10 protein-coding genes are annotated in these 12,571 nt (G+C 52.1%); 7 read left to right on the plus strand and 3 right to left on the minus strand.

Features of this window, described 5'->3' with window-relative positions:
• Positions 1-248: 248 nt before the first annotated feature.
• Both ACCI49_RS17605 and bfr read left to right on the plus strand, forming a co-directional pair.
• Positions 249-461 (plus strand): bacterioferritin-associated ferredoxin, encoded by a 213-nt coding sequence (locus tag ACCI49_RS17605; RefSeq protein WP_371840446.1) that lies wholly within the window; start codon positions 249-251, stop codon positions 459-461.
• 1,297 nt (positions 462-1,758) lie between these two features.
• Positions 1,759-2,238 carry a bacterioferritin gene (bfr, locus tag ACCI49_RS17610; RefSeq protein ID WP_371840447.1) on the plus strand — a complete coding sequence of 160 codons (480 nt, stop codon included), beginning with the start codon at positions 1,759-1,761 and terminating at the stop codon, positions 2,236-2,238.
• Between the two features lie 535 nt (positions 2,239-2,773).
• Here the strand turns inward: bfr and ACCI49_RS17615 are convergent.
• Entirely contained in the window at positions 2,774-2,935 is a 162-nt protein-coding gene (locus ACCI49_RS17615; protein WP_371840448.1) for a transposase domain-containing protein, read from the minus strand.
• A gap of 154 nt (positions 2,936-3,089) precedes the next feature.
• Positions 3,090-3,416, minus strand: a complete 327-nt coding sequence (grxD, locus tag ACCI49_RS17620) for a Grx4 family monothiol glutaredoxin (protein ID WP_371840450.1) — start codon at positions 3,414-3,416, stop codon at positions 3,090-3,092.
• Between the two features lie 315 nt (positions 3,417-3,731).
• On the opposite strand from grxD, the gene ACCI49_RS17625 reads away from it, so the two are divergent.
• Entirely contained in the window at positions 3,732-4,916 is a 1,185-nt protein-coding gene (locus tag ACCI49_RS17625; RefSeq protein WP_371840452.1) for an aspartate aminotransferase family protein, read from the plus strand.
• 23 nt (positions 4,917-4,939) lie between these two features.
• Positions 4,940-5,854, plus strand: coding sequence for an ornithine carbamoyltransferase (gene argF, locus ACCI49_RS17630; protein ID WP_371840453.1), 915 nt, complete (start codon positions 4,940-4,942; stop codon positions 5,852-5,854).
• 417 nt (positions 5,855-6,271) lie between these two features.
• Here argF and ACCI49_RS17635 read toward each other — a convergent pair whose 3' ends face one another.
• A complete protein-coding gene (locus ACCI49_RS17635; protein WP_371840455.1) occupies positions 6,272-6,640 on the minus strand; it encodes a hypothetical protein in 369 nt (122 codons plus the stop codon).
• A gap of 25 nt (positions 6,641-6,665) precedes the next feature.
• Here ACCI49_RS17635 and ACCI49_RS17640 point away from each other — a divergent pair, with 25 nt between their 5' ends.
• From ACCI49_RS17640 to ACCI49_RS17650, 3 genes are all read left to right on the plus strand, one after another.
• On the plus strand, positions 6,666-9,608 hold the full coding sequence (locus ACCI49_RS17640) for a ribonucleoside-diphosphate reductase subunit alpha (protein WP_371840457.1): 2,943 nt from the start codon (positions 6,666-6,668) through the stop codon (positions 9,606-9,608).
• Positions 9,609-10,061: 453 nt separating this feature from the next.
• Complete coding sequence (locus tag ACCI49_RS17645) at positions 10,062-11,327, plus strand: ribonucleotide-diphosphate reductase subunit beta (RefSeq protein ID WP_371840458.1); 1,266 nt, start codon at positions 10,062-10,064, stop codon at positions 11,325-11,327.
• A gap of 390 nt (positions 11,328-11,717) precedes the next feature.
• Positions 11,718-12,571 (plus strand): IS256 family transposase (locus tag ACCI49_RS17650; protein WP_371840459.1); only part of this gene is annotated, 854 nt, incomplete at its 3' end.

A 12,571-nucleotide genomic window follows, 5' to 3' on the forward strand; every position in this document is an offset into this window, starting at 1 on the left:
TGATAGTGGGTCGCTATGATACACAGCCAATTATTTCAGGCCCATAAATTTTTTAAATGAGGCTGATAGCAGAACAACCATGCGTGAACTGGGCTGTAAAAAGGAAGTGAAACTCAAGATTTTGCATAAAAAGGAAACAAAACGATGGATTTACGATCTTTTAGAAATCTTATTGACACTCATTCTCAATTGCAATAGGATTTACATCAGTCTAGCATTGGTTAAAGATCGATCAGAGTCCCCTAACGATGTATGTATGTATCTGCAAAGGTATTACCGACCGCCAAATCAAAGAGGCAGTCTACGATGGCTCCACTTCTATTAAGGCGCTGAGACGTCAATTGGGAGTCTCCTCCCAGTGCGGCCGTTGCGCAGAACAGACCAAGGAGATCATCGATGAGACCTTGGCCGGGGGTATTATTACCACGGCCAACAATGGCTTGTTTTACTCCGCCAGTTGATTTCCACTCGCGCGCTGGCAGTATCCATCGGCGATCACAGCGTGCCCCCTTCTTTCTTCCCCCTTTTCTCTCACAAGCCACTCGTTACTACCCCACAATTCCTCTGGGCATTATGGGTTTTGTGAAGCCTTTGCGCTCGAATACCCTCGACAATGACCACTTCACCAATGGCAAGCTATTCGATCTATCATGACTGAAACTGTGGGGAGGCCCGGCGTATATTCCCTCGCTTAGGCTAAGTGCAATTAACTGACAACCAGGAAATAATTACTATTGTCGAGTAATTTAATTACTGTGTGCGGGTTGACCGCTACCCAGGTTCATTCCTGTATAGCGGAGGCACGGCTAGACGTACCACTGGATCAGAAGGAAAGAATACACTGCACTCGAGACGCGCTGTGAATACATCCCTGTAAGCTCGTAATCGGCATCCATGCCTCATACGGTCCCGAACGCAGTGTATTCTTCTCTTCCCCCTTTTTAGTATTTCCCTTAATGGAAGTTTGGGCTCCATCATCATCCGCCAAACTCAGTCCACCCTGTCGCTGGGTCCACTCGCTACTGCAGAATAGGATATCGCTGTCTGTGTCAAACAGTTCTCACAGGAAACCCTGTGTGCGCTGCACTATGGCATCACTTACTCCTTTACGGCGACTTCGATTACCAAGCATCCTGTCTTATTGAAGGCCTAGGTGCTGTACTGCAGCGCCCGCAGCCTCCAAGCTGCGTCACTGACTCCGCTGACCGACTGCGTCTAGCGTGCAACACGGCTGGATTCTCACCGCTTCTCAAATGGCGCATTTATATACCATTTTCTCGATTCTCTTGATCAACCGGCTGACGTCTTTAAGCGCAAAAAAGATCAGCACTATCCTTTTTAATTATCTTGAGTGAACATCTATCGATAATCAGGCTTTTATCAAAAGCACTTCCACTTTAAATATAATTACAAACAAATATTCGCTATCGACAAAATCTGACAGCCTGGTCCCGATACTCCAGACAACCTAAACAGGAATCATTTTCGTTGCGATTTTCGGCCAAATTCGCGTTAAAACCCTTACTTTTCATGCATTCCATAGCAAATAACTTTTCCTTGACTTGCCGCAAATCGCAACGCAAACTCGGCCCGGATTGCAGTTGCCAACCTAAAATAAATTGTAGGAAAACGGTCAGCCGCGGACTTAAGTGACTAAACCTTTTTAGTCACTTTTTATCTCTACTTATATCAAGCGACCAACAAATAGGAATTCTCTGCTGGCCTAAACAAGCTCGCAGGGCCACAGGAGCAAAAGCTATGAAGGGCGATCCCAAGGTTATCGAACATTTAAACAAAGTACTGGGCAATGAGCTGGTAGCTATCAACCAATATTTTCTTCACGCTCGTATGTACGACAACTGGGGGTTAAAAGAGCTCGGTAAGCAGGAATACCACGAATCCATTGATGAAATGAAACACGCCGATTGGCTGATCGAGCGTATTCTTTTTCTGGAAGGTATTCCCAATCTGCAGCACCTAGGCAAACTGATGATCGGTGAAAATACCGAGGAAATGCTCAAGTGCGACTTGAAAGTAGAATCCAAGGCAATTCCCGATCTGCGCGAAGCCATCGCCTATTGCGAATCCGTACGCGATTACGGCAGCCGCGAACTACTGGAAAAAATCCTCGATTCTGAGGAAGAGCATGTGGATTGGCTGGAAACCCAATTGGAATTGATCGACAAGGTAGGAATCCAGAATTACCTCCAAACCCAGATGGAAAAAGCGTCCGGCTAAATTATTACAATATCTACCAGAATAAAAAATATAATAAAGCCGGTAATGCCCGTCAGTTAACTCTGGGTCGGAAGCAAAGAATACACTTCTGTCGCGATGCGCTGTGATTATATTCCTGTACGCTCGCAGTCGGCATCCGTACCTCATACGGTCTCGAGTGAAGTGTATTCTCCCCCTCCGCCTTTGCAATAAACCAACTGACTGGCATTTTCTTTTTTAAGGACATGGCGCTTTGGTCACCTTTTTACGGCCTTGGGTAATCCAGCGTGCTTCCCCTCAATTCTTGGTGGGCCATTTCAGGAGGTCCTGAGCGTAAAAGCCGCGGTCAAATAATATTAGTGAGTGTTTTGGGGTTTTCTCGATAGGCTGCCCGGCCAGCCTCACCTCACTCTTTTCCACCCCATTCCCAGCTTCTGCTAAATCTGCACAATAACGCTAGTCGCCACTAAGGAGTCCTTTCCAGAACTGAGGATATCGAGTTGATTAGCTATCTGGCTTATGGGGAAGTGCGAAATAGAACCATACCCAGGACGCTTCAGATCTTCATTTCCACGGGAAGGCGGCGCCTAGGCACGGTGACCGCACCAAACTCCTGCAGGCATTGTTCAATCAATTCTGGGGAGAGGACTTTAAAAAGTGTTGAAAATTGTTCTGGAGTAACGAAGTAGATAGCTTCCACTACTTGGTTGAACTGCATAAAAATCCAGAATCCTTGCTGGGGGATTCCGGATTTTCTTTTGTCTGGCCAATAAGCGAAAAAACTTATCTGGCTAGTATTACGGTAAAGGCCGCATTTTCTGTAATGTGCTCGGCTACCCTGTCACCAGGTTCACATCGCTTGTACAGCGAGCTTATTCATCACCCTCAGCAGAAGCTCCATCAATCAGGGTTTTCAGCTCACCGTTCTCGTACATTTCCATAATGATATCGCAACCACCAATCAACTCGCCCTTTACCCATAACTGAGGAAAGGTGGGCCAGTTGGCATACTTCGGCAATTCAGCACGAATATCCGGATTGGACAGGATATCCACATAGGCAAAACGCTTACCGCAGGCCATCATCGCCTGGGAGGCGCGCATGGAAAAGCCGCACTGGGGGGCGTTGGGACTACCTTTCATGTAAAGCAGAATGGCATTGTCGGCGATCTGCTGTTTGATGTTCTCCAGTGTATCCATAAGCTTCAGAAACCTCAGGTGGTGGAAGCAAAAGTTGTTTCATGTGTTCCGCATCGGCACCCAGCCATTGCGCACGAGCCGGTATTGTAACCCAGCGCAGGGGGGAAAAAGTACCCGCGGGCCCCGCGCGGAACAAAATACACCGCGCGAATCCTCAAAGATTCCGGGATGAATCGACTCAAATGGACAGCATACGCGACACAAAGCTTGTGGTAGTATTGGTGAAATCCGTACAGGATGCGGAAAGCACATCAAAATACTGCATTTTCTGCGGAAACCGAGTAAAAGTCAGAATTGAGAGAAGGAGGCACCGCAGTGGCCACCCCCACATTAATGCAAAACTACGGCGAGAGAACCCTGACCCTGGTCAGGGGGGAAGGTAACTATGTGTGGGATGATCAGGGCCGACGATACCTGGATGCCATCTCCGGTATTGCCGTCTGCGGTTTGGGTCATTGCCACCCAAGGGTAACCGAGGCCGTGCAGGATCAGGCTAACACACTGCTACACGTTTCCAATCTGTACAATATTCCCGCACAACAGCAGCTGGCCGACAAGCTGGTATATACCTCCGCTATGGACAACGTGTTTTTCTCCAACTCAGGAGCTGAGGCCAATGAAGCCGCTATTAAGCTGGCACGTAAACTCGGTAATGAACGCGGCCTGGCGACACCACAAATCGTGGTAATGGAAGGGGCCTTCCACGGACGCACGCTTGCCACCCTCACAGCCACCGGCAACGAAAAGGTTCAGGAAGGTTTTGCCCCACTCCCCGGGGGGTTCTTGCGGGTACCTTTTAACGATATTGCCGCGATCGAACAGTTGGCCGAAAAGCACGACAACATTGTCGCGGTACTGGCAGAGCCCATTTTGGGCGAGGGCGGCATTCGCATACCCGATATGGACTACCTGAAAAAGCTGCGCGCCCTGTGCGACAAGCAGAACTGGTTACTGATGCTGGATGAAATCCAGACCGGCATTGGCCGCACTGGCAAGATGTTTGCTTACCAGCACGCAGGCATAGTGCCTGATGTCTTGACTATTGCCAAAGGCTTGGGCAACGGCATACCCATCGGCGCCTGCCTGTCGCGCGGCATCGCAGCGCACCTATTCACAGCCGGTAGCCACGGCTCCACTTTTGGCGGCAATCCCCTGGCCTGCCGCGCCGGCCTCGCTGTTGTTGAGACGTTAGAAAGCGAGTGGCTCATTGAGCGCGCTGAAAAATTGGGCGACCGTTTGCTGCGGGGCTTGCAAATTCAACTCAGCGAGTGCGATGCAGTCACTGAGATCCGCGGGCTAGGCCTGATGATCGGTATAGAATTAAACCAACCCTGCGTTGAGTTGGTAGCTCAAGCACGCAATCGGGGGCTACTCATAAATGTCACTGCCGGCAATGTAGTTCGCCTCCTGCCGCCACTCACACTTACCGACACTGAATGCCAGCAACTGACTGGCGATATCAGCACCCTGATTCAACAGTTTGCGCTGCAAGCAGTCTGAAGCATTAACAAGGAGAACAGCTTATGGCGACCAGGCACTTCCTCACCCTGATGGACCTGTCCGCAGAGGAATTAAAACAAGTTATCGAGCGCGCAATCGAACTAAAGACACTGCGCAACCAGGGGATTACCACTGACTTTTTCCGCGGAAAGGTACTGGGGATGATTTTTGAGAAATCCTCTACCCGTACGCGAGTTTCCTTTGAAGCGGGCATGGCGCAAATGGGGGGCAGCGCTCTGTTCCTGTCGCCACGGGATACTCAATTGGGGCGCGGCGAACCTGTCGAGGACAGCGCTCGAGTCATTTCTCGCATGGTGGATATGGTGATGATCCGCACTTTTGGCCACCAGATGCTCGAGCGCTTCGCTGCCCACTCGCGGGTACCAGTTATCAATGCCCTGACCGACAGCTACCACCCCTGCCAATTGCTAGCCGATATCCAGACTTTTGTTGAACACCGCGGCAGCCCCGACGGTAAAGTGGTGGCCTGGGTCGGTGACGGCAATAATATGTGCCACTCCTATATCAATGCCGCACGCCTGTGCGATTTTGAGCTGCGTATCGCCTGCCCCGAAGGTTATGAGCCCAATGCCGATATTGTCGCTGCGGCTGGTAACCGGGTAAAGGTTGTGCATAACCCTGTGGAGGCTGTTCGAAACGCAGATTGGGTCGCTACTGATGTCTGGGCCTCCATGGGCCAAGAAACGGAACAGCAGTTGCGCACTAAGGCCTTTAGTAATTTCCAGGTGAACCACGAGCTGATGAGCCACGCCAATAGTAATGCCGTGTTTATGCACTGCCTGCCAGCCCATCGAGACGAGGAAGTAAGTGCCAAGCTACTAGAGGACGAGCGCATCTCGGTAGTCTGGGATGAGGCGGAAAACCGCCTGCATGCGCAGAAAGCTCTAATGGAATTCTTGCAGGAGCAAAGCGCCTAAGCATATTTTCATGCCGGTTAATGACGCTTTACACAGTAACATTGACCGGCACAATCCGCCTACTGCGCACAAGGATTAGCCGCAATTTCCCAACTGTTGCTTTCCAGGCGCGGAAGCAATCATTTATGCACATCTTCATTAGCTCACACTGAATAAGCAAACTGGTGACAACATAAAAATCCCGCCACGAAACTGATCATTTTAGTACCAATTTGCGCAAATTGCGGCCATTCGCAAATGGTTATTGCCGTTGTTAATTTAGAACGCCTCCGCTATTAAAAAAAATTGTAAGAGCTTGTATTCGGCCTCCTCCCGAAGTGCCAGCGTCTGTGCAGCCCAGTGGTGGCGGGCCCTGCCGCGGAAGTGGCTACTGACTCCACACGCCTACCCACAATTTATCCACAAACAACTACAAAGTTATTCGCCTTGAACTGACCCGGCTACCGCATTATCTTGTAGCGCACTCGAGGCAATACCCCTATATATTGGGGTAAGGGCCCAAGAGCACCCCCAGTTCTTGGGGCGAATTCCGGCGCTCGGCCACATTTTTTGGCGGCCGGTGTCAGGCGCTGCTTTTTTCAAAGCAGAATCAGAGGTAAGCGGGCGGAAGGGAATAATCCGCCGCAGGCAGCAGCCGGCAGACTTAACAGTGAGCTGGCCATCGAGCCGCCTGTTTCCAGTGACCCCCGCAATGCGGAAGGCATCACTGGCAATGCGATGGACCCGCTCCGCAAATGCCACGTAGTCCAGTGGCCGCTGTTCTGTCGAACAGTCGCGGACAGACAACAATACAAACCTTTCGGAGATTTACATGCACACAGAGACAGGGCGCTCTCAAGCCGTGCCTGCGGAAAAGTCGGGCACCTCAAGCGACCAAGCAATTGGCGGCACCACTCTGGCCGCTACCGCACCGGGCCAGATTCGCGTAATCAAGCGCAATGGCACCGTTGTTCCCTATGACGACAGTAAAATTTCTATCGCCGTCACCAAGGCCTTTCTCGCTGTTGAAGGCGGTACTGCCGCTGCGTCTAGCCGTGTTCACGAACAGGTCGGGGAACTGGTTGGCCAGATCAGCGCCACCTTCAAGCGCCGTATGCCCTCTGGTGGAACCATCCATATCGAAGAAATTCAGGACCAAGTAGAACTGGCCCTGATGCGCGCTGGCGAACACAAAGTTGCCCGCGACTATGTACTCTACCGCGAAGAACACGCTCGCCTGCGTGCGGAAAAAGAGAAAACAACCCAGGAGCCCGAGCAAGCGGTCGATGCCCACCCAAGCATCCGTGTAAAACTCGACGATGACAGTCTGGCCCCCTTGGATATGGAGCGCCTGCGCACCGTTGTCAGCGAAGCTTGTGAAGGCCTCAAAGATGTCAACGCCGAGGCCATCCTGGATGAAGCCCTGAAAAACCTGTACGACGGTGTCTCCGAAAATGATATCAACACCGCGCTGGTAATTACTGCGCGCACTCTGGTTGAGCAGGAGCCCAACTACACCTTCGCCACTGCCAGTCTGCTGCTGGACAAACTGCGTTCAGAAGCCCTGCGCTTCCTCGACGTGGCCGAGCGCGCAACCCAGCATGAAATGGAGAAACTCTACGCCTCCACCCTGCCCGCGTACGTGGAAAAAGGGATCGAGCTGGACCTGCTCGACCCAGCACTGGCCACCTTCGATCTGGAAAAACTTGGCGAAGCCTTAAAAGGCGAACGCGATCACCAGTTCACTTACCTGGGCCTGCAGACTCTGTACGACCGCTACTTCCTGCACAGCGATGACATTCGTTTCGAGCTGCCACAGATTTTCTTTATGCGCGTCGCCATGGGCCTCAGCATTAACGAAGAAAACAAGAACGAGCGCGCGGTAGAGTTCTACAACCTGTTGAGCTCCTTCGACTACATGAGCTCCACCCCGACCCTGTTCAACGCCGGCACCCTGCGCCCGCAGCTGTCTTCCTGCTACCTGACGACAGTACCGGATGACCTGCACGGTATTTACGGCGCTATCCGCGATAACGCCATGCTGTCCAAGTGGGCCGGCGGTCTCGGCAACGACTGGACACCGGTGCGCTCCCTGGGTTCCTATATCAAAGGCACCAACGGCAAGTCCCAGGGTGTTGTGCCCTTCCTGAAAGTGGCCAACGACACTGCTGTAGCGGTAAACCAGGGTGGCAAGCGCAAAGGCGCTGTATGTGCCTACCTGGAAACCTGGCACCTGGATATCGAGGAATTCCTCGAGTTGCGCAAAAATACCGGTGACGACCGCCGCCGCACCCACGATATGAACACCGCCAACTGGGTCCCCGACCTGTTTATGAAGCGCGTGTTCGAAGACAAAGACTGGACCCTCTTCTCCCCGGCCGATTGCCCGGACCTGCACGACCTGTTCGGCACCGCATTCGAAGAGCGCTATAACCACTACGAGCAACTGGCTGCCGAAGGCAAGCTCCGTCTGTTCAAGAAGATCCGCGCACTCGACCTGTGGCGCAAGATGCTGGGCATGCTGTTCGAAACCGGCCACCCCTGGATCACCTTTAAAGACAGCTGCAACCTGCGCAGCCCACAGCAACACGCCGGTGTGGTTCACAGCTCCAACCTGTGCACCGAGATCACTCTCAACACCAAGGCTGACGACGAAATCGCCGTATGTAACCTGGGCTCCGTCAACCTGGCTCAACATATCGGTGACAACGGTGAACTCGACCGCTCCAAGCTGGCCAATACCGTAAAAACCGCTGTACGTATGCTCGATAACGTTATCGACATCAACTACTACGCCGTTGAGAGTGCACGCCAGTCCAATATGCGTCACCGCCCGGTAGGTATGGGCCTGATGGGCTTCCAGGATGCGCTGTACAAGGCCGGCATCGCCTACGGCAGCGACGAAGCCGTAACCTTCGCCGACAGCACTATGGAAGCCATCAGCTTCGAAGCCATCTCTGCTTCCAGCGACCTGGCAATTGAGCGCGGCAAGTACCAGACCTACGAAGGCTCACTGTGGAGCAAAGGTGTTCTGCCACTGGATTCCATCCAGATTCTGGCTGAGCAGCGCGGCCAGCAATTTATCGAACAGGACACCAGCTCGACTCTGGACTGGAACGGCCTGCGCGAGAAAGTAAAAGCTCAAGGTATGCGTAACTCCAACGTGATGGCGATCGCCCCCACTGCGACCATTGCCAATATCACCGGTGTTTCCCAGTCGATCGAACCGACTTATCAAAACCTGTATGTGAAATCGAACCTGTCCGGCGAATTCACCGTAGTAAACCCCTACCTGGTACACGATCTGAAAGATCGCGGCCTCTGGGATCAGGTCATGGTTAACGACCTGAAATATTACGAAGGCTCTGTGCAGAAAATCGATCGCGTACCGGAAGACCTGAAAGCGAAATATCGCACTGCATTTGAAGTAGAGCCGCGCTGGATCGTGGACGCAGCCAGCCGTCGCCAGAAGTGGATTGACCAGGCCCAGTCCCTGAACCTGTATATTGCCGGCGCCGACGGTAAGAAGCTGGACCTGACCTATCGCATGGCTTGGTTCCGCGGCCTGAAAACCACTTATTACCTGCGTGCTCTGGCCGCTACCACCACGGAGAAATCCACGGTTAATACTGGCACTTTGAACGCGGTAAGCGCACATAGTAGTAATGGCATGGCTGCCGCAACAGCGGCACCTGCGGAACAGGCTGCCCCTGTACCGGCAGCAGTTCCCCAGGCCTGCTCCCTGGACGACCCGGATTGCGAAGCCTGTCAATAAAATTTGGCCCCACCAGGGGCCAGCACTTACTCTCGGGGGAGAGCGTCGTAACCGCACGTGCGGGCATGACCATGCGCAGCGACCCCGGCCTATCCGGTACCCAAAAGCCGGGAGATTTTAGTGGGCCGGGGATCGTCTGCGTCCTGTACTCAACAGGGATCTTACGAGAGTAATAAACTGCAATATGAGAATTTACAGCCAATTGACTTTGCTACAAGCAGCACCTTCGGGCTGCAAAAAACCAGAAAAATACGGATAAAAAAGCAAAGTAATTATTGATCTGGCACAGGAAATTATGTGCCCGAGCAGGTTAAAAATACCTGCTCAAATAAATCAGTGCCGGCAGAAAATACCGGTACATCACCCCTGGCCCCTCCCTGCGAGTGCCGCGCCAGGAAGATTGAAAAATGAATATCGAACTTTCGATAACGAGACCGATCAAAAGGGCCAACTATGCTGAGCTGGGACGACTTCGAAACAAAGCCCCAACAATCTGAAAAAGCAACCGAACCGCGACCGGCGCCGGAGACCCAGGCGAAATCCGTGCAAGAGCCCAGTGCTTCTTATACGGCGGAAGCCGCAACTTCTGCAGCCACTCCGGCGTCGCCTGCGGCCCAAAGTAGCTCCTCTGCTGTTCAGGCTGCACGGGCGGCGGTCGCCAGTATGGACCCGGCTCCCGGCCTGGAAGAACTGGAAATGGGCGCGGCCCGCATTCAGGTCGATGAAAAGCAAATTATCAATTGCCGCGCTGATCTCAACCAGTTGGTACCCTTTAAATACGACTGGGCCTGGCAAAAATATCTGGACGGCTGTGCCAATCACTGGATGCCCCAGGAAATCAATATGAATAAAGACGTGTCCATGTGGAAAGACCCTGACGGTCTGAGCGAGGATGAACGTCGTATTGTGATGTACTCCCTGGGCTATTTTTCCACTGCGGACTCCCTGGTAGCCAACAACCTAGTGCTGGCTATCTACCGCCATATTACCAACCCGGAGTGCCGTCAGTACCTGCTGCGCCAAGCTTTCGAAGAAGCTATCCACACCCATGCCTACCAGTACTGCGTAGAGTCCCTGGGTATGGATGAGGGCGAAGTATTCAATATGTACCGCGAAGTGCCCACTGTTGCCAAGAAAGCCGCCTGGAGCCTTTCACACACCCAGGCCATCGGCGACCCCAACTTTAAAACCGGCACGACTGAAGCCGACCAGGAACTGCTGCGCAACTTGATCGCCTTCTATGCGGTTACCGAAGGTATCTTCTTCTACTGTGGTTTCAGCCAGATCCTGTCCATGGGCCGTCGCAACAAAATGACTGGTGTTGCTGAACAATTCCAGTACATCCTGCGTGACGAATCTATGCACCTGAACTTCGGCATCGACGTCATCAACCAGATCAAACTGGAAAACCCGCACCTATGGACTGCGGAATTCCAGCAGGAAGTCACCCAGATGATTCTCGAAGGCATGGAGCTGGAAGTAGCCTACGCTCGCGACACCATGCCCCGCGGCGTACTCGGTATGAATGCGAACATGATGGAGGAGTACCTCCAGTTTATCGCCAATCGCCGCCTCAGCCAGCTGGGTCTGAAAGAGCATTTCCCTGGCGCTCAGAACCCATTCCCGTGGATGTCCGAAATTATGGACCTGCGCAAAGAGAAAAACTTCTTCGAAACCCGGGTCATTGAATATCAAACCGGTGGCGCACTGCAGTGGTAAGCGCTTGTGAGTCACAGCATTAAGTGACTCAAATCACACCATCTGGTGACTTTGAGAATATTTCTTGTTTGCCGAGCTGAGCGTAAAGAAATATATGAAGGAAGGTTTATAGATACGAATAGCGAGGTTTCGCTCTTGCGGAATCTTCCCCAACAGACGGTAGGAATGGAATTACTACAAAAAAGTCACTCACAGGAAGTGATGTATTGAAGCGGGCATAATGCCCGCTTTTTTTATACAAAATAGGAGGTACATTGAAATACCTATGTAAACTCCTAGGGGCGAGGCAACTTTGGAAGTAATAGGTTTGACCGAAACTAACCTACTCTAGAAGGGTAGTGTTCAGAACTCTATGTCATTTCTTTATCATTAACAAAAAAGAGATGACCCATGACCAAACCCACTTTCGATATGGATGCCGCCATCAAGGCCTTGCGTGAAGGCAAAGACCTCAGTGGCAAAGATGGCATTCTAACTCCTCTGATCAAGCAACTTACCGAAGCCGCCATGAAGGCGGAGCTGGAAGAGCACCTCGCCAGCGAGGACAAGCCCAACCGCAAGAATGGCACCACCTCAAAAACCATGAAAAGCCCCGCTGGCAGTTTCGAGCTGCAGACGCCGCGGGACCGTGCCGGGACCTTTGAACCTCAAGTCGTCAAGAAACATCAAACCCAGCTTACCGACGAGCTGGAGCGCAAGATCATCGCTCTGTTTGCCTTGGGCAACAGCTACCAGGACATCCGCACACATATTGCCGATATCTATGGCATGCCGCTTTCCAACGGCACTATCAACACCATTACCGACAAGCTGCTACCTGAACTTCAGGCCTGGCGTGAGCGCGACCTGGAAGCTGTCTACCCCATTGTCTGGCTCGATGCTATTCACTACAAAATCAAAGAAAATGGCCGTTATACCAGCAAGGCCATTTACACGATTCTTGGCCTTAATATTGAAGGCAAGAAGGAGTTGCTGGGGCTCTACCTATCCGATCAAGAAGGCGCACATCACTGGCTGAGTGTTCTGACCGACCTTAATAACCGTGGGGTCAAAGATATCCTAATTGCTTGTGTTGATGGTCTGCAGGGTTTCCCTGAGGCCATAGAGAGCATCTATCCTGCTACCGAGATCCAGCACTGCATCATCCACCAGGTACGTAACTCACTGAAGTATGTGGCTTCAAAAAATCAGAAGGCCTTTATGGCTGATCTTAAGTGCGTCTACAAAGCAGCAACGCTCAATGC

Origin of the sequence: Microbulbifer epialgicus (assembly GCF_041447265.1) — a bacterium.
GTDB lineage: Bacteria > Pseudomonadota > Gammaproteobacteria > Pseudomonadales > Cellvibrionaceae > Microbulbifer > Microbulbifer epialgicus.

What these genes read in the sequence shown, in the direction of transcription:
- ACCI49_RS17605 (WP_371840446.1), top strand. Translation starts at nt 249, where the DNA reads ATGTATGTATGTATCTGCAAAGGTATTACCGACCGCCAAATCAAAGAG.
- bfr (WP_371840447.1), top strand. Translation starts at nt 1,759, where the DNA reads ATGAAGGGCGATCCCAAGGTTATCGAACATTTAAACAAAGTACTGGGC.
- ACCI49_RS17615 (WP_371840448.1), bottom strand. Translation starts at nt 2,935, where the DNA reads ATGCAGTTCAACCAAGTAGTGGAAGCTATCTACTTCGTTACTCCAGAA.
- grxD (WP_371840450.1), bottom strand. Translation starts at nt 3,416, where the DNA reads ATGGATACACTGGAGAACATCAAACAGCAGATCGCCGACAATGCCATT.
- argF (WP_371840453.1), top strand. Translation starts at nt 4,940, where the DNA reads ATGGCGACCAGGCACTTCCTCACCCTGATGGACCTGTCCGCAGAGGAA.
- ACCI49_RS17640 (WP_371840457.1), top strand. Translation starts at nt 6,666, where the DNA reads ATGCACACAGAGACAGGGCGCTCTCAAGCCGTGCCTGCGGAAAAGTCG.
- ACCI49_RS17645 (WP_371840458.1), top strand. Translation starts at nt 10,062, where the DNA reads ATGCTGAGCTGGGACGACTTCGAAACAAAGCCCCAACAATCTGAAAAA.